General features: G+C 67.7%; 17 protein-coding genes. All 17 read left to right on the top strand.

Going from position 1 to position 24,330, the window contains the following annotated elements; genetic code table 11:
• The first annotated feature begins 108 nt into the window (after nucleotides 1–108).
• The gene (locus A5780_RS42800) at nucleotides 109–1,083 is read left to right on the top strand and encodes a C40 family peptidase (RefSeq protein ID WP_063019204.1); all 975 of its coding nucleotides are present in this window, start codon (nucleotides 109–111) and stop codon (nucleotides 1,081–1,083) included.
• Between the two features lie 452 nt (nucleotides 1,084–1,535).
• On the top strand, nucleotides 1,536–3,290 hold the full coding sequence (eccA, locus tag A5780_RS16940; RefSeq protein WP_063019203.1) for a type VII secretion AAA-ATPase EccA: 1,755 nt from the start codon (nucleotides 1,536–1,538) through the stop codon (nucleotides 3,288–3,290).
• 3 nt (nucleotides 3,291–3,293) lie between these two features.
• Nucleotides 3,294–4,859: a type VII secretion protein EccB gene (eccB, locus tag A5780_RS16935; RefSeq protein ID WP_064908906.1), complete on the top strand. Its 1,566-nt coding sequence runs from the start codon at nucleotides 3,294–3,296 to the stop codon at nucleotides 4,857–4,859.
• On the top strand, nucleotides 4,859–8,869 hold the full coding sequence (gene eccCa / locus A5780_RS16930) for a type VII secretion protein EccCa (protein ID WP_082976517.1): 4,011 nt from the start codon (nucleotides 4,859–4,861) through the stop codon (nucleotides 8,867–8,869). The genes eccB and eccCa overlap by 1 nt, the downstream gene beginning before the upstream one ends.
• A gap of 88 nt (nucleotides 8,870–8,957) precedes the next feature.
• The gene (locus A5780_RS16925) at nucleotides 8,958–9,275 is read left to right on the top strand and encodes a PE domain-containing protein (protein WP_030518535.1); all 318 of its coding nucleotides are present in this window, start codon (nucleotides 8,958–8,960) and stop codon (nucleotides 9,273–9,275) included.
• Between the two features lie 29 nt (nucleotides 9,276–9,304).
• On the top strand, nucleotides 9,305–10,735 hold the full coding sequence (locus tag A5780_RS42795; RefSeq protein ID WP_063019200.1) for a PPE domain-containing protein: 1,431 nt from the start codon (nucleotides 9,305–9,307) through the stop codon (nucleotides 10,733–10,735).
• A gap of 46 nt (nucleotides 10,736–10,781) precedes the next feature.
• Complete coding sequence (locus A5780_RS16915; RefSeq protein ID WP_063019199.1) at nucleotides 10,782–11,186, top strand: hypothetical protein; 405 nt, start codon at nucleotides 10,782–10,784, stop codon at nucleotides 11,184–11,186.
• Nucleotides 11,187–11,232: 46 nt separating this feature from the next.
• Entirely contained in the window at nucleotides 11,233–11,547 is a 315-nt protein-coding gene (locus A5780_RS16910; protein WP_063019198.1) for a WXG100 family type VII secretion target, read from the top strand.
• 3 nt (nucleotides 11,548–11,550) lie between these two features.
• Nucleotides 11,551–12,420, top strand: a complete 870-nt coding sequence (locus A5780_RS16905; protein ID WP_227462797.1) for an ESX secretion-associated protein EspG — start codon at nucleotides 11,551–11,553, stop codon at nucleotides 12,418–12,420.
• 31 nt (nucleotides 12,421–12,451) lie between these two features.
• Nucleotides 12,452–14,335 carry an AAA family ATPase gene (locus A5780_RS41920; RefSeq protein ID WP_231982985.1) on the top strand — a complete coding sequence of 628 codons (1,884 nt, stop codon included), beginning with the start codon at nucleotides 12,452–12,454 and terminating at the stop codon, nucleotides 14,333–14,335.
• Nucleotides 14,332–15,864 (top strand): type VII secretion integral membrane protein EccD, encoded by a 1,533-nt coding sequence (eccD, locus tag A5780_RS16895; RefSeq protein WP_064908905.1) that lies wholly within the window; start codon nucleotides 14,332–14,334, stop codon nucleotides 15,862–15,864. Before A5780_RS41920 ends, eccD begins: the two co-directional genes overlap by 4 nt.
• A complete protein-coding gene (gene mycP, locus A5780_RS16890) occupies nucleotides 15,864–17,240 on the top strand; it encodes a type VII secretion-associated serine protease mycosin (RefSeq protein WP_063019345.1) in 1,377 nt (458 codons plus the stop codon). Before eccD ends, mycP begins: the two co-directional genes overlap by 1 nt.
• Nucleotides 17,237–18,985 (top strand): type VII secretion protein EccE, encoded by a 1,749-nt coding sequence (gene eccE / locus A5780_RS16885; protein WP_064908904.1) that lies wholly within the window; start codon nucleotides 17,237–17,239, stop codon nucleotides 18,983–18,985. The genes mycP and eccE overlap by 4 nt, the downstream gene beginning before the upstream one ends.
• A gap of 95 nt (nucleotides 18,986–19,080) precedes the next feature.
• Nucleotides 19,081–19,404, top strand: coding sequence for a helix-turn-helix transcriptional regulator (locus A5780_RS16880; RefSeq protein WP_051757256.1), 324 nt, complete (start codon nucleotides 19,081–19,083; stop codon nucleotides 19,402–19,404).
• Between the two features lie 77 nt (nucleotides 19,405–19,481).
• Nucleotides 19,482–20,558: a discoidin domain-containing protein gene (locus A5780_RS16875; protein WP_064908903.1), complete on the top strand. Its 1,077-nt coding sequence runs from the start codon at nucleotides 19,482–19,484 to the stop codon at nucleotides 20,556–20,558.
• On the top strand, nucleotides 20,555–21,274 hold the full coding sequence (locus A5780_RS16870; RefSeq protein ID WP_030518522.1) for a hypothetical protein: 720 nt from the start codon (nucleotides 20,555–20,557) through the stop codon (nucleotides 21,272–21,274). The genes A5780_RS16875 and A5780_RS16870 overlap by 4 nt, the downstream gene beginning before the upstream one ends.
• Before the next feature lie 119 nt (nucleotides 21,275–21,393).
• The coding region (locus A5780_RS16865; RefSeq protein ID WP_197521771.1) for an NAD-glutamate dehydrogenase domain-containing protein at nucleotides 21,394–24,330 on the top strand (2,937 nt) is incomplete at its 3' end.

The raw sequence follows: 24,330 nt of genomic DNA, 5'->3' as shown, positions 1-24,330 counted from the left end.
GCATAGTCGGAAACCAGTCTTCCGAGTGCGGGAGATCTGGAATTCACGTCGGCCATCCAGCGGCGCCGGCACAGGAGGCGGGCGGATGAGTGAGGGCGGGGCGATTGCATGGCGCCTGATCTGACCACCGATCTCAACGGGGTGCTGAACTCACTGCTCGGGCTGTACGGCCAGGGCAGTCCCGCACCGGGTACGGCCGGTACGGTCTCGACCACCGTCGCGAACATGGACAACAGCCACAACGGCTCCATCGCCCGCCACTACAGTGACGCCCGCGGCATGCAGGTATCGATCGCCGAGTCCCAGGCGGGTAAGGACGCGGTCGTGCACAAGGCGGTCACCGCCGCGGGCGACGGCACGGTCACCGGACGCAATGCGCTCAACAACCGGATCGCCGACCTGCAATCGCGGCTGCAAGCCATCGCGGGAGTCGGCGATCTGCGGTTCAGCGGTCCCGCAATGTTGAACGCCGCGCACGCCACCATCGCCGACGCGACCAAACAGGTGGACGCCGATGTGGCCGCGGCACACCGGCACGCGGCGACGATCCAGCCGCCGTCCGCCCCGGCTCCGGTCCACCGGCGGATCACGCCCGCGGGCCGCAGTCGGCGTCGCTCCCGGATACGAACCCGGGCCGGTGGCGGCGGCGGTGGTGGTGCACGTCCGAGCGCGGTGCGCAGTCGTCCGGTTCCGTCGGACGGCACCGCCGGCGGCAAGGCGGTGAGTGCGGCGAGCGCCTGGCTGGGCACGCCCTACGTGTGGGGCGGTGGTGGCGCCGGCGGGCCGAGCGGCGGCGGATTCGACTGTTCGGGGCTGACCCAGTACGCGGTCGCGGAAGCGACCGACGGTCGAGTTCACTTGCCGCGCACGACATATGAGCAGATCTACTGCGGGGAGCGAATTTCGCCTCGCGATGTGCGGCCGGGTGATCTGGTCTTCCCGGCCGATTCGTTCTCCGCGCGCGGGCCCGAGCATGTGCAGCTCGCCGCCGGGAACGGGATGGTGATCGAGGCGCCGTACTCGGGTGCGACCGTACGGTGGGCGAGAATGCCCAGTGAAGCCGTCGTCGTCCGCGTCATGTGAGTTGTCTTGGAGGTGGGAGCGGCCGGTGGTCTGCTGACACCACCGGCCGCCGGGCGGGTGGCCGGCATCGGTGGGTGATACCGGCCCGTGCAGGGCTGCGGGCCTGCACCCCGCGGCGGTCGGTTGCCGGATCGCGGCTCACGGCCGCCGCCCCGAGGTTCGGGCCGTCAGGATGAGGACTGCCGACCCGCGTCTCAATATACCGCTGAATGACGGCACGATTTACGACGGCTCATCAAATAAGTATCGGTCCTTGCGTGGGCCGTCGATCCGCGTGGCGGCGGTGCCGGTGGAAAAACGTGTCACTCCCAGGGGATTCGGCGAAACCGCCGGTGCCGTCGCGAACCGCGACGCTTCACCTGCATTTCCCAAGAATGGGAATAGCGCTCCCACGGCTGGCGGCCTGGGTGTCTATCGTTCGGGCAGGCGAGTGCGGCGGAAGGGATGTCCAGGTGTCAGCGGCCGAGGACGCGTTCTACACGGGTGTTCAATCACTGGGATTGGTTGCCGGCGGGGTTCGCAACGAAGACAATGCGTTGGCGGCGTTCCGGGCCGCCACCGATCTGGATCCGGATATGTGCGATGCCTGGCTGGGGCGCGCGATGGCGGGGGAGATCACCTCCGAAGTCATCTACGGCGCCTACCGGTCGGTGCACAACCTGTACCGGGATCAACAGCGCGCCGGATTGGTCGATCGCGCGCTGTGGTGTCAGGTGGAGCTCGGGATGTACGGGCTGCGGGTGGCGATGGCCGACCGCGATCAGATCGCGATCGCGCAGGCGTGCTCGTATGCCCAGGGCGGCGAATGGGAAGAGGCCGCGGCCATTCTCGATCAGGTGCCCAGCGACGACGTTTCCGATTTCGTTCGCATGTCGCTGTACTACCGCACCGATCGCTGGCCGGATCTGCTGGCCGCGCGCACGGCCAAACCGGTTCTCGAGGACGGCCTGCTCGATATCGCCGCCGAGTTGATGGCCGCCGAATCCCTCGCGCGGATGGGACGATTCGGCGAGGCCATGCCGCGCGCCCAGCGCATCGTCGAGGACAGCGCCTCCGGAAGCCTGTCCTACATCTGGGCGGATGCGCACTTCCTGCTCGGAATGTTGTTGCGGCACAACGGTGATCATGATGCCGCCGAGAAGGTTCTGGCGGGTCTGCAGGGTTCCGCGCTGTGGTCCGAGCGGCCGCTGTGGCAGCGGGCCGTGCGCGACAAGACCTATCGCTTCGATGTGGTGACCCCCGAGGTGATCGGTTCCCGGACGAACGTCTGGGATCCGTCCTCGGGTGACGACCCGGCCGAGGTGGCCGCCACCGCGGCCAAGGCCGAGCGCGACACCCTGCTGGCCGAGGCGTCGGATCTGCTGGCGGCGCAGATCGGCATGGACTCGGTCAAGGAACAGGTCGAGCGGCTCAAGTCCGGGGTCCTGATGGATCAGGTCCGCGCCAAACGCGGCCTGGCGGTGGAATCCAAGACCCAGCACCTGATCTTCTCCGGCCCGCCCGGTACCGGCAAGACGACCATCGCCCGGGTCATCGCCAAGATCTTCGCGGGCCTGGGTGTGGTGGAGAACGCCGACGTCATCGAGGTCTCGCGCAACGACATGGTCGGCACCCACCTCGGCCACACCGCGCCGAAGACCAATGCGCTGATCGACTCGGCCCTCGGTGGTGTGCTGTTCATCGACGAGGCCTACACCCTGATTCAGGAGGGACTGTCCGGCGGCGACGCCTTCGGTAAGGAAGCCGTCGACACGCTGCTGGCCCGGATGGAGAACGACCGCGACAAACTCGTGGTGGTCATCGCCGGCTACGAGGACCAGATCGACCGCTTCCTGGCATCCAACGACGGTCTGGCCTCCCGCTTCACCAAGCGCATCCGGTTCGCCAGTTACGACGCCGACGAACTGGTCCAGATCGCCGATCACATTGCGCGCAAGAAGGATTCGATCCTGTCCGACCAGGCGCGCGAGGTGCTGCGGGACCGCTGCGCGGAACTGGCGCAGCAGACCCGCAACGGCCGCCGCCTGATCGATCTGGCCGGTAACGGCCGGTTCGTCCGCAATGTGGTGGAGGCGGCCGAGGCCGAACGCGACTACCGGTTCACGCGGGACAACGCGGATATCGCGAATATGTCCAACGAGGAACTGATGACCGTCGACGCATTCGACATCACTGCCGCCCTGGCGGGGCTGGCGCCGACGAGCTGACCCATGGCCCGCTTCCGGGTGGTGACCAAACACCAGATCTCGGGGTGGCGGTTCCTGTTGCGCCGGATCGAGCACGCGCTGGTCCGGCGCGATGCCTCCATGGTCGACGATCCGCAGCGGGGCCGTTCCACCGCCTTGTCCATCGGCATCGCCCTGGCCTGCGTGGTCGTCGCCGGTGCCGCGGTGATGGCGTTCTTCAAACCGGCCAAGCAGGTCGGACAGGCGAATATCGTGTCCGACAAGGATTCCGGCGCGCTGTTCGTCAAGGTCGACAACCGCCTGTATCCCACGCTGAATCTGTCCTCGGCGCGGCTGATCACCGGCATGGCGGCCAATCCGGTACCCGTCTCCCGCGACGAGCTCGCGAAGTATCCGCGCGGTCCGTGGGTGGGGATTCCGGGTGCACCGGGCGTGATGACCGATACGGGCGGCCGGGACTCCTCGTGGGCGGTGTGCGATACCGCGCGGATCGGCGCCGCCGCACCGGTCGACCAGCGAACCGGTTTGCCCACCGCCGGCGCGGGGGTGCGTACCACCGTGATCGGTGGCGAGCTGACCGTGCAACCGGAGGGTGACGGCGCGATCCGCGATCTGGGCGCCGACGAGGCGCGTCTGCTGCGCCAGGACGACGACACCTGGCTGGTCTACAACAACGGTGATCACGGCGTCGTGCGAGCGGCGATCAACCTCGCCGATTCGGCGGTCACCCTGGCTCTCGGCATCGATGCCACCGCACCGGTGATCGAGGCTTCGAGGGGATTGATCGCCGCGATTCCGGAGGTACCGCCGTTGCGTGTGCCGGAGGTGCCCGGCGCCGGCGAGCCCGCCGTGCTGAAGGGCGGTATTTCCGCACCCGTCGGCTCGGTGGTGACGGTGTCGAATCCCGGGCGGGGCGCGTCCTACTATCTGGTCTCCCAATCCGGGCTGGTCCAGGTCGGTTCCGTCCTGGCCGCGATGATTCGCAACTCGAATTCCCGTGGCGCCGTGGCGAGTATGACCGTCGGTCCCGACGCGGTGGCGCAGAATTTGCGTCCCGGTTCCTGGCCCGGCACCTCGACCTACCCGAGCCGGCCGGTCACGCTGGCCGATCCGGAGAAGTTCGGCGTCACCTGCTTCCACTGGTCACGCGGAGCGGCCGAGGCGAATGCCGTCACGCGCGCCCTGGTCGGACGGCAACTGCCGCTGCCGGGCGCCGAACAGAGCCAGGTCGTACCGCTGGTCACAGCACCCACCTCGCACGGCGCCACCGCCGATGCCGCCTATCTCCCGCGCAGTTCCGGCCGGTTCGTCCAGCTGACCGGAAGCGATCCGAACTCCCCGCTGCGGGAATCGCTGTTCTGGATCTCCGACAGCGGTGTGCGGTACGGGATCAATGTCGGAACCGGTGCGGGTGACCACACCCTCGCCGCCCTCGGCCTGCAGGCGCCGGTGCCCGCACCCTGGAGCATCGTGTCCCTGTTCGCCGTCGGCCCGACCCTGTCGACTGCGGACGCCCGTATCCAGCACGACGGAATCGCACCCGACAAGGCCGCGGTCGGCCTACCGGAGAAAACCGGGGGAGGAGCCTAGTGACGACGACCCGGCGCTTCGTACGGCCCGCGCGCACGGTGAAGGGCCCCAAGGCGCCCGCGGTCACCGAGTTACGCCTGCAACCGCCCACCGAACTGCCCAAACCCGTTCCGGCGTCGCGAATCCGGATGATCATGCCGGTGGTCATGATGGCCGGTATGGGCGGGATGATGGTGATGATGTTCCGCAACGGCGGATCGTTCTCACCGACCATGCTGTTCTTCCCGATGATGATGGTCGTGTCGATGTTCGGCATGATGGGCGGCGCGTTGAGCGGCAACGGCGGTGGCGGCGCGGCGGGACTCAACGAGGAACGCAAGGACTATCTGCGCTCGATCGCCGAGAACCGTAAGACCGTGCACGCCGCCGAGGCCGAACTCTACGACTATCTGCGCTACACGCACCCGGGTCCGGCCGAGCTGTCCCGCCTCGTCGGTGGCAAACGCATGTGGGAAGTGCAGGTGTCGAGCCCGCAGTTCCTGCGCGTGCGCATCGGCCGGGGGCGGATCGCGAATCAGGTGCGCGTCATCGTTCCCGAGGCGGCGCCGACCTCCGACCTGGACCCGGTCGGCGTGGTCGAGGTGACCCGTTTCGCCAAGGCGTACTCCACGGTCGGCGGCATGCCGGTGGCGATCAATCTGCTGTCGGTTCCGCAGGTCGGATTCGACGGCGACCACGAAGCCATGGCCGCGTTGGTGCGCGCGATGATCGCCGAGATCGTCGTCCTGCACGGGCCCGATCAGGTCGCCATCGCGGCGGTGCTGTCGGATCCCGATGCGCCGGAATGGAATTGGCTCAAATGGCTGCCGCATACGCAGCACCCCAATGATACGGACGCCATCGGATCCAGCCGGATGGTGTATCGGTCGGTAGGGGAACTGCGCTCCAAGGTGCTCGCCGGCCTCAACCGCGGGCCGTTCTCGGCCAACACCCAGCCGACCATGGATCGCACCCACTATCTGCTGCTCGTCGACACCGACGGGCCGACCAACGAACGAGACATCTCCGGCGTCGACGGCTGCACCTGGCTGCGGCTGGGCGTCGGGGAACAGAATCTGCCGCGGGCGCTGAAGTTCGTCGTCGACGAGGACCGGCGCCTGCAGGAGGTCACCTCGCGAGGTTTGCGTGCGGTCGGTGTCGGCGACACCATGTCGGTCACCGCGATCACCGCTCTGGCTCGCAGTATCTCCTCGTATCGGCTGTCGAGTGTGGTCGAGGCGGTCACCGCGGAGCAGACCAGCGGCGGGACGTCGTGGGAGGAGATGGTCGGTGTTCCCGACCCGGGCGCGATCCGGGTGGAGCGGCAGTGGCCCCGCCGCCGCGACAGTGACCGCGGCCGGCTCAACATCCCGTTCGGTCACGATCCGACCGGCCAGGTGGTGTACCTCGATATCAAGGAATCCGCCGAAGAAGGTATGGGCCCGCACGGTATGTGCATCGGCGCCACCGGTTCCGGAAAGTCGGAATTCCTTCGCACCCTTGTCCTTTCGGCGATCGCCACGCACTCGCCGGATGTGCTGAATCTGCTGCTGGTCGACTTCAAGGGTGGTGCGACCTTCCTCGGTTTCGACCGGCTGCATCACGTCACCGCGGTCGTCACCAATATGGAGGAGGAAGCCGACCTCGTCACCCGTATGGAGGACGTCATCAGCGGTGAAATGGCCCGGCGGCAACGTATTCTGCGCGACGCCGGCAATTTCGCCAGTGTGGCGGACTACGAGCGGGCCCGCGAACAGGGCGCGCAACTGCCGCCGCTGCCGACGCTGCTGATCATCCTCGACGAATTCGCCGAACTGCTCGAACAGCATCCCAACTTCTCGAAACTGTTCGTCGCCATCGGCCGTCTGGGCCGGTCGCTGCGCATCCATCTGCTGCTGGCCTCGCAGAAGGTGCCGGCCAACCGCATGGGTGAACTCGAGGCGCACCTGTCGTATCGAGTCGCGTTGCGCACCAACCAGACCAGCGACTCCCGCGACGCCATCGGCACCGCCGACGCCTATCACCTGCCGAAGAAGCCCGGCGCCGGATATCTCCGGGTCGGATCCGGTGATCTGCAGCGCTTCCAAGCCGCCTACGTCGGCGCGCCGTATACCCCGCCCGCCCAAGCCGCGGCGTTGGGGACACAGCGCGCGCGCCGCCCCGGTGGGGGATACCGTCCCCCGCAGGCCTTCACCGCTGCCTACATCGCGCCGAGCCGTGTCGAACCGGTGGCCCCGGCTCCGGTCGTCACCCGCCCCGAAGCTCCGGAGGCCGAACCGGTCACGCTGATGGAGACGGTCCTCCAGCAGTACGCCGGGCACGGCCGCCGAGCGCACGCGATGTGGTTGCCGCCGTTGGGTATTCCGGCCACCCTGGAGCGTCTGGTGCCGGCGGTTCAACCCGGTACGTTGCAGCTGCCGCTGGCGATCGTCGACAAACCGCGGCAGCAGCGCCAGGACGTGTGGTCGGTGGACCTGTCCGCCGGTGGTGGACATATGGCGATCGTCGGTGGGCCGCAGTCGGGTAAGTCGACCGCGCTGCAAACGCTGGTCGTCTCCGCGGCCATGACGCACAGCCCGGAGCAGGTGCAGTTCTACTGCCTGGACTTCAGCGGAGGTCTGTCCAGCCTTCGCGCCATCCCGCACGTCGGGTCGGTGGCGTCGGCTCGGGACGTGGACCGCGTGCGCCGCACCTTCGCGCTGGTGACGAACCTACTGGCCTACCGGCAGTCGATGTTCACCGAACTCGGGATCGACAGCATGCGCGAATTCCGCAGGCGGCGAGCCGATCCCGTCGAATCCGAGAAACTGACCGCGTACGGGGACGCGCACGGGGACGTTTTCCTCGTCATCGACGGCTGGGATATCGGATTCGCGGTCAACGGACCGTTCTACGACGAATATTCACCGGTCATCGAATCCATTGCGCTGCAGGGCCTCAACTACGGCGTCCACCTGGTCCTGAGCAGTTCGCGCTGGGCGGCGATCCGGCCGGCGATCAAGGACCTGCTGCAGACCCGGCTGGAAATGCGTCTGGGCGACCTCACCGATACCGTATTCGGCAGCCACCGCGCCATTGTCGCGTCCATTCCGCCGGACCGGCCGGGACGCTGTATCTCCAGCGAAGCGTTGCACATGTTGACGGCGCTGCCGCGTATCGACGGCGTCGGAGATCCGGAGTCCGCGGCGGCCGGGCTGGCGGCCGCGGGCGAAGAACTCAACCGGCGCTACGAGGGCCGGCGCGCACCCGAGGTGCGGCTGCTGCCGTCGAAGATCGAATTGGATCGTATTCACGAAGTTGTGCCGGAACCGACGAGTCTGGCTCAGCAACTGGTGACTCCGTTCGGTGTGCGCGAATCCGATTTGGGCGTGGCGGCAGTGGATTTCGGCGTTTCCACGCACTTCATCGTGGTCGGATCACCCGGATGTGGAAAGTCCACGGTACTGGCGGATCTGATGCGTTCCATCGACCGGCGTTTCGGCCCGGATCAGGCGCGTATCCTGCTGATCGACTACCGTCGCCAGCATATGGACGTGGTTCCCGACGAACGGTTGATCGGCTATCTGACCAGCGAGCGGGATCTGCAGGAAGGCCTTCCGGGATTCGCGGACAAGATTCGTAGTCGGCGGCCTCCGGACGGTGTGACCTCGCAGCAGCTCAAGGAGCGCTCGTGGTGGAGCGGACCGGAGATATTCGTGGTGATCGACGATTACCACATGGTCGCGCAGCGCGGCATGCTCAATCCGCTCGACCCGTTGAAGGACATCATCGTCGACGGCCGTGACACGGGTCTGCACATCATCGTGGGACGTAATATCGCGCAAGCGGATTCGGCGATGTACGACAACATCATGGGTCAGATCAAGAACCTGAACTGCTCGGGTCTGATCATGGACGGCACCAAGCTCGACGGAATGCTCATCGGCGACGTGAAGGCAACGAAACAACCGCTCGGTCGCGGAATTCTGGTCGAGCCGCTGCATTCGCGGCGCGATCTCGTGCAAGCCGCGTGGACACCGGCCGAAGAGTGAGATCGCCGACATCTTCCCAACATTGGGGATGCCTTAGCGTTCATCCTGTACCGCTCGTCGGAGGCGGTATCGTCGTTAGGAGAGGTCGATGTATCTCAATGTCACTCCTGAGAACTTCCCGGCTATCGCCTCGCAAATCGAATTCACCGCCACGGGATTACAGGGCGCTCTCGGAGCCCACATGCCGGCCTGCCAACCGCTGCCGCCGGGCATCGATGATGTGAGCCTGATGATCCCGGAGGTGTTGAACCCGTGGGGCGAAGGCTTTTTCTCGACCACCGCGCATGGCGCCGTGCTGCAGACCCAGGCCTCGGCCGTGATGCCCGAGGTGGGCACCGCGTATTCGGGTAGCGACATCCTCGCCGGCGCCGATGTCGCCACGCACGGCCCGATATTCAACGTGTAGCCGGAGATCGGCGAGCCGAGGTTGATGTCATGGCGTTCCTTTTCGACTTCCATGCGCTGCCGCCGGAAATCAATACCTCTCGATTACTGAGCGGTCCGGGGCCGGCATCGACGTCCGCGACCTCCACCGCCTACGCGGACCTCGCGGCGCAACTGAATGCCGCGGCCGCCGATACCGAGGCGACGATGGCGACGATCTCGGGCTCGTGGCAGGGCATGTCGGCGGACAAGGCGCGGGCGGCATTCCAGAAGCATGCGGCATGGCTGCAGGAACAGGCCGCAGTAGCCGGCGCCGCCGCCGCGCTCGTGGGCGAGGTGGCTGCCGCGGCGAAGGGCGCGCGCGGTGCGATGACTCTGGTCAAGATCCATTTGGAAGCGAACAAGGCGGAGCGCAAAATGTTGCTCGCCAACATGGCTACGGCGAGTGCCATTTCCACCGCGGGTCCGGTGGGCGCTGTGGTGGGAGGTTCGATGCTGGCCGCGACCAGTGCGGCGCTCGCGGCCAACGAACTCGAGTACTTGTTCGTGATCTGGCCGGAGGCGGCTCTCGTCATGGACGGTTATGCGGGGACCGTGGTGCCCGCGCTGGCCGCCCTCCCGAAGCCGCTCACGGCACCACCGATCGTCGGTGGTGGCGCACCGCCGCCGGATATGCAGTACAAGATGGCCCCGGACACGACGACGACGCCGCGGCCCACCGCCTACCAGCATTCGACTATCACCGACACCGGCGGTAATTCGCACTCCACCACTGGGAATCAGAACACCTCGACGAGCAACTCGCATTCGAGCGGGGGTGACCAATCCTCGGGTGGCACCCACGACCCGTCGGGCCCGGGTGACGGGCCGCAAGGGACCGATCCCACGGGCACGGGCCCGGACAGCGGGTTGTCCGATCCCACCGGGGCAACGGACGCGCTGTCGCCGATGTCGGATTACGGCCAGGGCGGCGAGGGATACGGTGACGATCCGATGGCCGGGCAGGATGGCCTGTACGGCATGTCGGCGACATCGCCCACCCTTGCCGGCCTGACCGGCGGAATCGGTAGCACGGTGGCCTTTTCGATGATGCGCGGTGGTGTCGGCTCGATGCCCGGCGCCGCCACCGGATTCCGGATGCCCGGTAACTGGAATCCCGCGTCCTTCCGTGCCTTCGGCGCCGCGGACGGCCAGCCCACCACGACTGTGCCTCCGCGCCAGGGCCCTACGCGCGGGGCAACGGCACCCAAGGCGCAGATGCGACGCCGCAAGGACGAGGAGCGCAAATCCAAGTCGGCGGTCTTCGTCCCGGGTGAGCCGATGGACGTGCCCGTCCTGGAGAAGGTTCCGCTCGTCGGAGTTATCGAATACGCCGGCGATCGTAGAGAAGACCCGGTATTGGAACCTCAACTCGCGGTCGGTGTGATCGAGCGCGTCGACGACGATGCGGCGATTCCGGCCACCCCCGAACGTCCCCGGTGAACAAGACCGAGGTCGCGTGTAATTCAACACCGGAAAGGAACCACAGATGAGTTACGTCTTCAACGGCGATCCCCACGAGTTGATCCCCGCCGCTCAGAAGGGGATCGGACTGCAGGGTAACCACGAGGGATACCTCAAGGCCCTGCTCGCGGTCAAGGACGAGCTGGAGGCCGCGGTGCGGAGCCCGCAGGCCACACCGGCGATCGCCTCGTCCATGCAGAATGCGCTGGACAAGGGCAACCGGCTGGGCAACGCGTTCCAGGACATTCTCAATGTTCTGACCGATTCGGCACACAAATTCAGTGCCGCCGACATGGACGCATACGCCGATCTCATCCGGCAGCAGGAGCAGTTGCACGGTGGTGCGCAGGCTCTCGGTACGGACATGGGCGCCGGTGCCGGCAACGTCGCGAGCAGCACCATGTCAGGAAAAGTCGATATCGGCTTCTAGGGCAACGCAGTAATTCACATATCAATTATCCGAAAGGATTTTCGCCATGGCCGGTGGAATGCAGTACAAGTTCGGTGAAGTCGACACTCACACGCTGACGTTCGACAACATCGTCAAGAACATTCAGGAAAACAACAGTGCGCTGGATTCGCTGGCGAAGGGGCTGCAAAGCTCCTTCACGGGTGAAGCCGGTGATCAAGGTTGGGGCCCCAAGATCCACGAGCTCCTGAACAAGATCACCGACTACAACAACGCGCTCCATGCCCTGAACGCGACCGTGAAGAAGCACTGCGCCAGCGGTGGCGCGATGCAGGACACGGACAAGCAGCAGGGTGGCCGGTTCCTGGCGCTCGAGATCTAGGCATTGCATCTCGACGATCAGGTGGTCGACGATCCCGTCGCGGTCGAAATCAATGTCGATGCCGCCCTGCTGTTGAAAACACTGGTCGGCATCGACTCGTATCCGCCGGTGCTGGCATTGCTGCCGAACATCTACCGCATCGAGGACCGGGACCGGGTCCACGAGGTGGTGGCCGCTCAACTCACCGACGCGGGTGTACTCCTCGACGACGGACGAGTACATCCCGTGGTCGAGCGGTGGCTGCAATGCCTGTACCGGCCGGATGTGGAGCTGGCCGCTCGCATCGTGGATACGGGGCTGGACGGGGAACCACGCGGCATGCTGCGGATGTCGCTGGTTCGTTCGGGCTCCGATCACGTGCTGGCGGTGCGTAACGACGACCATGTCGTGCTCCAGTCGGTGTTCCAGCAGGACGAGGATCTGGACATCCTTGCCGGGGCGATCGTCTCGGCACTGGGGTCGGCACTCGCGGCCTCGTTCGAACCATGGCAGGTGTCGTCCGCACAGGTCTCCGCCGTCGCAACCGAATTCGGCGAATCGTCCGAGCCGGCCGAATTACGGCGCGCCTTCGCGGAACTCGGCGCCCCGCCGCGGACCGCGGCGATACTCGAGCGAGCGTTGAACGAGGTGTTCCGGCGGGCGGAGGTGCTCGTGCTGGAGCACCACGACGGGGAATACCCGCGACCGGAAGTGTGTCTTTCCGTGCTGGACACCGTTTCCGGACGGCTCGTGGTGAGTCCGAGCGTGGCAATGGACGGTGAACTCTGGTCGACCTATCAACCGGGCGACGACGCGGCGATCCGGTCGGGGATCACCGCGCTGATCAACCTTTTACCCAGCCGGAGTTGGTTCGAAACCAGCCGAATCAGCTGAATTCGCAGCGGGTTTCGAGAAGGATGAGGATATGAACCGAGCACCGGATACGAACGGGCATACGGCCGAGTCCGTGCGGGCTCGGGGTGGTTACGACGCCTATTTCACGCCGATCCCCGAATCGGCAGAGCGGGCCGGAGCCGCCGAAATGACGAACGACGATATGCCGCGGTCGGCCTCGAGGCCGGATGCGGCGCCAACCTCCGCCGGATCGGCGGCGGCCGCCGCACAACCGATTTCACCGTCGGCCGGCGGACCCCAGCCGGCTACCGGGCCGACCGGCACGCCCGCGTCCGGCGGCGTGGCGGTACCGCCCGCGGGAGCCGCGTTCGCGCGGGAGAGCTACGGCGGTTTCGGCGATCTGCGTGCGAGCGGTGAGCGGAATCCGGCGCCCGGCGGATCGAGCAATATCGGCGCGCCCAGGCCCGACAGCGGCACGACGAACACCACGGTGGGACAACAGAACACAACGTCCGGACCCGTCGCGAACCCGGCGCAGGCCGGGACGGCACAGGCGGCGACCGCCGCGCCGCAGGGATCGACCACTGCCCCGCGCACGCCCACCGCCGCATCGCAGACTGCCGCGCCGCAGACTGCCGTGCCGCAGACTGCCGTGCCGCAGACTGCCGCGCCGCAGACTGCCGCGCCGCAGACTGCCGCGCCGCAGACGGGCGCACCGGCGACATCCACATCCGCGCCGTCACCGGCGTCCGCGTCCGCCACCGGTGCCACGAACGCCGGTACCCCCGCGGCTTACGCGTCGGTGCAACCGGATTCACCGTCCGCCACCGGACAGGGCACTACCGCGGCATGGACCGCGAGCGCCGAGCAAACATCGTGGACGCCGCAGCCGGCTACCCCTGAGAGCCGTCCCGCGGCCTGGCAGCAACCGCAAGCGAGTGGATCCCAGCTTCCGGACCGGCTGAGCCAGGCCGAGGCCGCCGCCCGGGTCGAGGTGCTGCCGGCGACCCTGACCTCGATGGATCTGCTGGCCGATATCACCGCTGCCCGCCGGGCCCAGCTCAAGTCCACGAGCGGCATGCGGGGTGCGCTGAACAAGGTCGGTTTCAGTCTGGGGCTGTCGCCGGCCGAACAGCGCACCGAGGACCGTCGCGCCCGGATCCGACGGCAGTTGAACGCGCCCTATCAGATCGCGGTGATCAGTGTGAAGGGCGGCGTCGGCCGCACCACGATCGCGGCGACCCTCGGATCCACGTTCGCCGGGCTGCGGCCCGACCGCGTGGTCGCCGTGGATGCCAACCCCGACTTCGGTGATCTGCCCTCGCGTACCGCGCCGCACCCCTACGGGCTGACCCTGCGCGATATGGCGCAGGCCGCCAATCTCGACGCGTTCTCGGCGGTGCATTCGTTCACGTCCATCAACAACGCCGATCTGGCGGTGCTGGCTTCGCCGTGGAGTACCGAGTCGATCGAGGCGCTGTCCGGCCGGGAATTCGGTGTCGCCGTGGAGACGCTGCGGCGGCACTACAACCTACTGGTCGTCGACTGCGGCACCGGCGTGCTCGATTCGATCACCCAGATGGTGCTGAAGACCAGCGATGCCATCGTGGTCGTCACACCCCCGACCGTCGGCGGCGTGAAGGGTGCCGTCGCGACCTTGAACTGGCTGAATTCCCATGGGCTGCAACATCTCATCGCCGGTTCGGTGGTGGCGATCGTGCATCAGCAACCGGTCAAGCCGACCGTCGAGGTCGAACAGATCGAGAAGCTCTTCGCCACCGCGCAGCGCCCGACGCGGGTGGTGCCGTACGACGAGCATCTCGCCGAGGGCGGTGAGATCGATCTGCGCCTGCTCGACAAGACCACCCTGCTGGCCTTCGAGGAACTCGCGGCCGGCCTCGGTGACGGATTCCCCGGCTATCCGGGAGCGGCGACGAGCGGGGCCCGCCGATGAGCACGGCCGTCGCGGCGCCGGGCGCCGCCCCACGGGCGGCGGCGCAACAGGCCGAGGTGGCGCGGGCACGGATCGCGGTCCTGGTCGCGACCTATCAGGTCGATGTGGTCGTTCCGACGAAGTTCGCCGTGGAGACCTTCATCGACGACCTGCTCGGGGTGCTCGACCGCGCGATCGACGACGAGACGGTGGATTTCACGCCACCCGCGGGCCAGTGGAGCCTGGCCCGGCCGGGTGAGCAGCCGATTCCGCGATGGCGCAGCCTGGCCGACCACGACGTGGTCGACGGCACGGTGCTGATGCTGTCCGTGGTGGAGTCGGCCGAGGTGTTCACTCCGGTCGTCGAGGACATCACCGACGCACTCGCGGCGATCAACGAGCGCGAATTCGCGGAGTTCGATTCCGAAACCGTTGCCACGGTCGGTTCCGCGGCGCTGGGTGTCGGCGCGGTGGTGGCGACGGTCCTGTTGTCCTGGTCGTGGACTCGCAGCGGGTCGCTGTGGTGGTGCGGTCTGCCCGCGCTGCTGCTGGGCGCCGCCTGCTGGGGTGCCGCCGTGGTCGCGGGACGAGGCAGGACGCCCGCAGGCGTCGTCCTCGGATTGGAATTGTCCGCACTGCCACTGCTTTTCGCGGGCGGCGCGATGCTCGTGCCGCCGGCCTACGGCCAGCCGGGTGGCTTCGCCGCGGCCAATATCGCAGCCGGCGCGGTGGTCGCCGCGGTCGCGGCGGTCACGATGTTGCGTGCGAGCGACTCCGGCACCTCGGCGCTGACCGCGGTCGCGACCCTCGGAGTGGTCCTGGCCTTCGCGGCACTGGTCCCGACCTACTTCGATGTATCTCTGGAAAAGGTCGCGGGCGGAATCGTCTTCGCCGCTGCGGTGCTGTTGACCGCGGCACCGCGACTGGCAGTGGTCGCGGCGCGCATCCGGCCGCCGGATCTGCCGGACCCCGGCAACGAGGTGGCGCCGGCCACGCTCACCGACATCTTCGACGCGGAAACCGTGCGTGACGATCAGCTCGATCAAAGCGTCGACCCGGAGCGGGAACTGCGGCCGAACACCAGGATCGAAACTCGCGCCCGGCTGGCCGTGACCAGCCTGCGCGGTCTCATCGCGGCGGTGTCGGCGCTGCTTGCGGGAGGTGTGGTCGTGGCCGCCGAGCAGGCGCCCGGTGGCATCCGGGAGATCGTGCTGGGCGCCGCCGTGGCGGGCATTCTCGTCATGCGGGCGCGCTGGTATCCGGATCGGGTGCAGGCGGTTTCGCTGTGCGCGGCCTCGGCGGTGGCGACGGTGGGGGTCGCCGCGGTCACCGTCGGCGCGTACGGCACCGACTACGCGCGACTGGCTGTCGTCGGGGTGCTCGTCGTCGCCGCGGTGGCGGCCTGTGTCGCCGCCTTGCGGCTGCCCGGCCGGCGCCTGTCTCCGGTGACGCGACGAGTCATCGACCTGGTGGAGTACGCGCTCATCCTGCTGATTCCGGTGATCGCCTTCTGGATCATGGGCATATACACGGCGATGCGAGCGATCTGATGATCATGCGCAGACCGGTGAGCATGCTGCTCGCCGGATTGGTGGCGGCGCTGACGGTGGCGCCGGCGGCCGTCATCGCCCCGGCCGCGGCGGTGGATCCGCCCGAGGCGATCGTCGGGGCCGCGCCGCCGGACGGGCCCCCCGGACCGGAACAACCGACCAAACAAGACAAGGGCTGCCTGGCCGCGGGCGTACTGCCGGGCAGTGACCTGGCCCAGGTCCCGCCGTCCGACCGCGCGCTGGATCTGCGGCGGGTCCGGCCGCTCAGTCGTGGCACCGGGGTCACCGTCGCGGTGATCGACACCGGTGTCGCTCCGAATCCCCGGCTGCCGAATCTGGTCGGTGGCGGCGACTATGTCGCCGCCGGGGGCGACGGGCTCTCGGATTGCGATGCGCACGGCACCCTCGTCGCCGGGATCATCGCCGCGGCTCCGGATCAGGCCGATGGATTCGCCGGGGTAGCGCCCGACGCGCGCGTGATCTCCATTCGCTACCGGTCCGGTGCGTTCAGCCTGGAACGTCCGGACGCGGGCAACTCCGATGAGGAACCCGCCCGCCAGATCCGAACCCTGGCCCGGGCGATCACCCATGCCGCGAATCTGGGCGCCGGCGTGATCACCGTGGCGCTGCCGGTCTGCCTCGGAGCCAATGCGCGTATCGATCAATCGATGCTCGCGGCCGCTGTCGGCTACGCGGTGCACGTGCGCGGTGCGCTCATCGTCGCCGGTGCGGGCAACACCGGCGAGGCCGGTTGTCAGCAGAACCCCGATATCGATCCGAGCCGGCCGACCGATTCGCGCAATTGGAAAGGCGTTCAGACGATTTCGACGCCCGGATGGTATGCGCCGGATGTGCTGACGGTCGGCTTCACCACTGCCACCGGCGCGCCGATGCCCGAATCACTGTGGGGCCCTTGGGTTTCGGTGGCCGCCCCCGGAACCGGGATCGAATCGCTCGGTCCCGGCGGTGGTGGGCTCATCAATGCCGTCGGAGCCGGCGACAAGATGGTTCCGGTGGGCGGCGCGTCCTTCGCCGCGGCCTACGTCAGCGGGGTGGCGGCGCTGTTGCGCTCGCGGTTCCCGAACGAGACGCCCGGCCAGATCGCCGCGCGACTGCAGGCCGGCGCGCATGCGCCCGCCCGCGGGGTCGACAACATCGTCGGTGCCGGGGTGATCGATCCGGCCGCGTCGCTCGGCTATTCCGAACCGCCGCAGGCGCCGAGCGGGTTGTTCCGTACCTCGGCCCTGATCGTGCCGCCACCCGGGCGTCCGGCCGACCGGCGTCCCGGAATCACGGCACTCGTCGTCGTGGCGGTGGCGCTGTTGCTCGGGGTGGGGGCCGGTTATGCCAACTCCATCGTCCGGAGGCGTGGGTGAGTTTTCCCAGGATCGGAGCCGGCGCGCCCGAGCGCGGACCGCTGGCGGCGGTGGTGATCGTCGGAAGCGTCGCCGTGGCGGGCCTGTGGGGCCGGGTGCCGTGGTGGGTCGCACCGGCGGCGGCGACGGTCGTGGCGATCACGCTCACGGTGCGTGTCGGCGAGCGAACCGCGGTGCGCTGGCTGCTCGACTGGTGTGACTACCGCTTCGGGCGGCAGGCCCGCCAGGATCTCCGCCATCGGCCGGCACGATTACGCGACGTCGAGGTGGCTGCGGGCGTCTGCGGTGTCCGGGAGGACGGATCGTCGTATGTGGCGATGGTCCAGCTTGCGCCGAATCTGGACCTGCCGACCGTCATCGCCGAGCGGGAGCTCTATACCGAGGACACCGTCCCGGTGCAGGATCTGCTGCCGATGCTCGACCAGTTCGGGGTCCGGATCGAGATCGACATCGTCACGACCGGTCAGCGGGTGCGGCCGGCCGGCAGCTACAGCATGCTCTACGACCAGCTGATCGGCCCGCACCCGGTGGTCGGCGACCGCATGACCTGGCTGGTGCTGCGGTTGGATCCGGAGCACAACCTCGAGGCCCTCGTGCGGCGAGGGCCGGTGGCGGAGTCCGCTCCCCGGGCGCTGGCTTCGGCCGCCCATCGCATCGCCGGTCGCCTGCGGGAACGCGGGATGGCGGCGCACGCGCTGCCCGCCGAAGCGCTGGGTGATGCGATCCGCCTGCTACATGCCGGTGTGGAACTGACCGATCTGCGGGAGACGTGGCATCACCTCGAATCCTCGGTGCCGGGACGTAGTGTCACCAGTTACCTGATCGACTGGACCCGGCTCGGCGACGCCGGCCTGGACGACTGCTGGTCGTGGCACCGCGGGCGCACCACGGTGGTGGTCAGCCTGGCAGGCGGCGCGCTGGGCGCTCGCGGCCTGGTGCGTTATGTGGGCCCGGCATCCTCGGTCGCCCCGCCGGGATATCTGCGACCGCTGGGCGGGCGGCAGGCCGACGCGTTGCGCGCGAGTCTGCCCACATCGACCTCGGTCCATCGCATTCCACGCACCGAATCCGGAGGCGACACGGCGACTCCCGAGCAACTGGACGCATTGACCATCGCGATCGGCCCGAGCGGTCAGATCCTCGGTTCGATCAGCGGCAGGCCCAAGCACACGCTGGCGTTGCCGCTGTTCGACCCGGTGCGATACAACCCGCGTCACCGCACGATCGATGTCTACGCCGACCTTCCGGTCGCCCAGCAGATCGTGCTGCGAGCGATGGTCGTCGGCGCGGATGTGGAAGTGCACTCGGCCCGGCCGCAGCGCTGGCAGCAGCTCGTCACAGCGGTGGGCGATCCGGATTCGCTACGGCTGGCGCCCGACGCCTCCGACGCCGAGCAGACCCCGGCGGCTGCCGCACAGGCGACCATCGCGGTCTTCGACCAGATACCTCCGCGCGCCTCCGCCGCGCACACGACGGTGACCATCAGCGAACCCGGCGCACCCCGTCGGCGGTCTGCCGATCTGGCGATCGACCAGGTCAGCGAGACCGCCATCGACGTCAGCATTCCGATGCGGACGGTGCGCGTGGATCTGATCGAGCCGCGAGGTGAAACCAGATATCTGGACTCCATGGGCAATCCACCGGCAGCCGGACCTCCGGCGATCACGGTGGCGGGTGGCGGATCGATGCCGCCGGCAGGTCCGGCTCATGTGGTCGGCGCCGAATCGGACGAGGTGAGACGGTAGTGTTGATCAACGTGGTAGCGGACTCCGCAGCGGACGGCAGGCAATCTTCTGATCGAGACCCACAGAACAGACACCAGAATGGAGGCGAGTTCGGGGTGCTCGATCCCGAGCGTCGTGAGTCCGGCGCCGATGAGCAACTGACACCGCGGCAAGCGGCGGCGGCGATCTTCTCGGCCAGATTGTCGGAGCTGATCGCCGAATCGGTGGTATCCACCGAGGACGGCTCGACCCGTTCGCTGACGTTGTATTCGCTGGCCCAGCATCTCGAGCTGGCCTATCCGGATGTTCCGGTGTCGCAGTCGGGTCTGTACCGGCTGGTGCACGGCGAAGCGATTCCCCGGCTCGATCTGATCATCGCCCTGGCCCGTGTCTTCGATGTGCCGCCGGAGTATTTCGTGGCGGCCGAATCCGGCCGCTGATTCCGCCGGACCGAACTTCTCTCCAGCGGGAATAGGCTTGGCGCGGACTGTATTCCGGTCCCGATACCATCGCACACATGTCCGACAAGGACCCCGCAGACGTCTTCGTGCGCCATCGAGGCGCGGTCCTGGACGCGTTGCTGTCGGAGCCGGGTTTGTCCACCGCCTCCGCAGCCGCCGACCGCCTCGGCGCCGCTGATCCGGTGTCGGTCGGAGTGTCCGTCCCGCCGGCGGAATCCGCCCCGGACCGATCGGACCGATCGTCTCGTCCTCCGGCCAACGGCGCCGCCCGGCCGCCGAGCGGACCCAAGGCCAGCGACCGGATCATGGCGCTGCTGAACGGCGAATCCCTGGACGGACCGTCGGGCCTGGAATTCACCTCCGATTTCGCCGATCGGGCCGGCGCCCGGCTCGATCGGACGGGCACGGCCGAAACGAAACCCGTTGCGGGCGAACCGGAGAAGCCGGCACAGCCGGAAAAGGCGGAGAAGGCGGCCCCGGCGGGCGCCGCCGCGCCGGCGCAGCAGCTGCTCGCGATGGTGCGCAAGCCGAAGGTGGCGATCGCGCTGGCCGGTGTGCTGGCGATCATCGTCGTGCTGGCGCTGGTCACCACCGGCGGTAAGAAGGACGGCGGGGACCAGGTCAAGGTCGTCACGGCGGCCGCGGCGGCACCGCCGAGCGCCGCCCCCAAACCGTCCGAATCGCTGACCGCCGGCACGGCGATCCAGGTGAAGGCGGCCGAATCCCATTGTCCCACCGGCAGTACGCCCGGCATGGACGCGTTCTCGGGTCAGGCGGACAAGGCGTGGTCGTGTGTGCGCGCCTATCGGGTGGACGGCCAGGTCCTGACCATCGATCTGGGCAAGACCTACCGGATCGACTCCATCGGGATCGTGCCCGGCTGGGACAGCATCGGCTCCGACGGCGCCGACCAGTGGGCCAAGTTCCGGACCGTGAGCCGCGTGTCCTATCGGTTCAACGATCCGGGCGTGACCACCTATACCCAGCAGACGATGGATCAGCGCAGCCTCGTGGTAACCAAGATCAGTCCACCGGTGACCGCGTCGAAGATCACGCTGACGATCCTGGAATCGAAGGGCGACGCCTCGATCAACACCACCGCCATCTCTTCGATTGTCGTCACCGGCCAGTGAATTCGACGCATCAGACCTGTGAGTACTGCTCGCATCGCAACAGCGGTGCGGACTCCCGCTGCGGACACTGCGGGGCGCCGCTGAAGGCGGTGGGCGATGTGCTGGGCGAACTGGGCCGGACCGCAGCGGGTATCGCACCGGTGATCATCGGCGCCGAGAAGCTCGCCAGTGGTCTGGAGAAGGCGGCGTCCGGCGGCGAACAAGCCGCGACGGACGCGAAAAAGGAAGAAGCCAAGGTCTTTCCGGCCTGGCAGTGGAAGGCGGCGTTGGGTGGCGCGGTCGCCCTGGTGCTGCTGGCCGTACTGGTCCTGCGCTCCTGTTCGACGGGCGCGCCCGCCATCGGCGACCTGACACCGGTCGATACGCTGCCCGAACTGATGCGCGCGGTATCGACCTGTCAGCCGGCGTCGGGCGGACAGGGTGATTCCTGTGTCGTCTCCGCGGACGATCCGTTGTTGTCGGGCGGGATCACGGGCGGGCGAGCGCTGACCTTCACCGTGCGCACCGATCCGCCGGATCGCATCGGTGACACGATCGGGCGCTGGCGCACCTCGGGTGCGGCGATCGTGTCCGACGGTACGGCCTTCGTGGCGATCGGCCCCGCGGTTACCGTCTGGTATGCCGACAGGCATTCGGGCTTGCATCTCGAGACGGGTAGTTTCGCGAATCGTGCAGGCGCGCAGACATTTCTGTTCCGATCCGGTTTGGTTCGCTGAGAAACCGGGTAACGGCGCCCAATCCTTGTTACACTAAATAACGTGCCGTTGTTTAACGGCACGTTCAGACAGTCCGCAATACTGCGGTACCGATTCCGATCTCGGGAAGGCACGGGTCGATGGTGGCAACAACCCAGCAGACGATTTCATGGAAGCGATTCCGTGATGATCCGACCGATCTGGAGGCGGTGTACTTCCGCTGGATTCAGCCGGGAGCCGCGGCGCCGACGATCACCGACCGTGCCGAGCAGATCTTCCGGCATCATCTGGAGCTGGCCGCGGGGCGGCGGCCCGGGACCGCGGTGACCAGGCTGTATCGCGCCGAGGACGGCAGCGGTCTGGGTCCGGCACTGCAGATCGTCAACGACGATATGCCGCTGCTGGTGGATTCGCTCACCGCGGCGCTGCAGCGCCTCGGGGCCACCGTGACCGAGGTGGTGCATCCGGTCTTCGACGTCCTGCGGGACCGGCGCGGCCGGTTGCGGGCGATCGCGCCCAGCGAGGGTTTCGATGTGGCGCAGGCGAATTCGGCGAGCCGGTCGGAGGGCAGCGGAAACGTCGTCGCCGAGTCGTGGATCCATGTGCAGCTGGGTGCCGGGGATTCCGACGCGGTGCTGGACCGGATCGAGCGGGCGCTGCCACCGCTGCTCGGCGAGATCCGCCAGGTCGCCCACGATACCGAGGCGATGACCCGCACGATGGGAACGCTGGCCGCGCGGCTGGATTCCGTGCCGCAACCCTCGGCCACCGAGGCGGCCGAATGCGCACAGCTGTTGCGCTGGCTGACCTCCGGGCATTTCACTCTGCTGGGATACGGCTACTATCGTGTGCATCCCGGTGCCGACGGCCCTGAGCCGCAACAGGTTTCGGGCACCGGTCTCGGTGTGCTGCGCAACGGTTCCGGTGTGGACGTGGGCACGCCCGCACTCGGTTCGGAGCAGATTCTGCGGCTGTCCAACGGCTCGCTGGACTCGCTGCTGCCGGGCTCACCGGATGTGTACGTGGTCAGCGTTGCCGACTACGCGGCCGAGACCACCCCGTCCGTCGCCGGAAAGGTAGTGGGCGAACACGTTTTCGTGGGCACCTTCACCGTCAGCGGCTTCCACGAGAACATCCTCGACATCCCGGTGATCTCGCGCCGTGTCCACCAGGTCATCGAATGGGCGGGCCTGGCGCTGAATTCGTTCTCCGGCCAGGCGCTGCTGGAGATGTTGCAGACCTTCCCGCGCGTCGAACTGTTCTCCACCGATGCGCGCCGTCTCTTCGAAACCGTCTCGGCCGTCATGAATTTGGGGCTGCGGCGCCAGATTCGGCTGTTCCTGCGCCGCGATGTGGGCAGCAACGCCGTGTACTGCCTGGTGTACCTGCCGCGGGACCGCTACTCGACCGAGGTGCGGTTGCGGATGCACGAGATCCTGCGCCAAGAATTCGATGCCGAGCAGATCGCCTACTCCGCGCGCGTCACCGAATCCGAGCTCGCCGTCGTCTATTTCACGGTGCACCGCGGGGCCGACGCCGAACCGGCGGACATCACCGAATCGAACCGCGAACGCATTCAGGATCTGCTGTTCGCGACCACCCGGAGCTGGAGCGACCGGCTGGTCAGCGAGGCCGCGGGCGTCGCGGAGATCGCCGCGCCGGTTGTGCAGGACTACGCGAGCGCGTTCCCGGCGACCTATCAGCAGGAATACGAACCCGCCTGGGCGCTCGACGATCTGTGCCGGCTGCAGCGACTGGCCGACGGGCAGATCGACACCGATCTCTACCGCACGGCCGGCGCCCCGTCGGGCGAGTGGCGATTCACCCTGTACGTCGCCGGCACCGAGGTGTCGCTGAGCCGGGTGCTGCCGCTGCTGCACAGCCTCGGCATCGAGGTTGTGGAGGAAAAGCCCTACCGGCTCGAATTGCCCGGCGCCAGCACCCGGTGGATCTACGACTTCGGCCTGCGGGTCGCGCCGAACGTGTTGCGCGGCACCGGTGAGAGCGATCCGGAGGCCGATCTGGACCGTGCCGTGGCGCTGGAATCGCTGCCGGACACCAGTATCCGCAAACGCCTGCCGGAGGCGGTGTCGGCGATGTGGTTCGGCGATTGCGAGGTCGACGGGCTCAACGAACTCGTTCTGCGGGCCGGATTGCATTGGCGCCAGATCGCGATGCTGCGCGCCTACGCGAAGTATCTGCAGCAGGCGGGATTCGCCTACACCTTCGCCAACATCACCCGTGTGCTGCTGGCGCAGCCGAGCACCGCGCGCGCCTTCACCGAATTGTTCGACGCCTATTTCGATCCCGAGCACCTCGGGCCGGTAGCGACCGCGCGGGCCGCGGGTATCTCGTCGCGGCTGCAGGACGAGATCGATGCCGTGGTGAGTCTCGACACCGACCGGATCCTGCGGGCGATTCTCGGGTTGATCACGGCGACCCTGCGCACCAACTACTTCCGTCGCGACGACGACGGAAATCCGTCCGGACATCTGTCGTTCAAGTTCGATCCGCACGCCATCGCGGAATTGCCGCGGCCGCGGCCGCAGTTCGAGATCTTCGTGTACTCGCCGCGGGTCGAGGGCGTGCACCTGCGTTTCGGCGCGGTGGCGCGTGGTGGTTTGCGGTGGTCGGATCGCCTGGAGGATTTCCGGACCGAGATTCTGGGTCTGGTGAAGGCGCAGGCGGTGAAGAACGCGGTGATCGTGCCGGTCGGCGCCAAGGGCGGATTCGTGGTGAAACGCCCGCCGGCCGCGACCGGTGATGCGGCGGCCGACCGCCAGGCCATGCAGGCCGAGGGCATCGCCTGCTATCGCACCTTCATCTCGGGCCTACTGGATCTCACCGACAATGTCGACCACGCCGGTGGTGAGGTGATTCCGCCGCAGCGGGTGGTGCGCCGCGACGGTGACGACACCTATCTGGTGGTGGCCGCCGACAAGGGGACCGCCACATTCTCCGACATCGCGAACGAGGTTGCGCAGCAATACGATTTCTGGCTGGGTGATGCGTTCGCGTCGGGTGGTTCGGCGGGGTATGACCACAAGGCGATGGGGATTACCGCGAAGGGTGCGTGG

This window comes from Nocardia sp. 852002-20019_SCH5090214 (assembly GCF_001665865.1).
Lineage (GTDB): Bacteria > Actinomycetota > Actinomycetes > Mycobacteriales > Mycobacteriaceae > Nocardia > Nocardia nova.
Note: the sequence above shows the minus strand (reverse complement) of the source record. Positions and strands in the feature narration are given on the sequence as shown.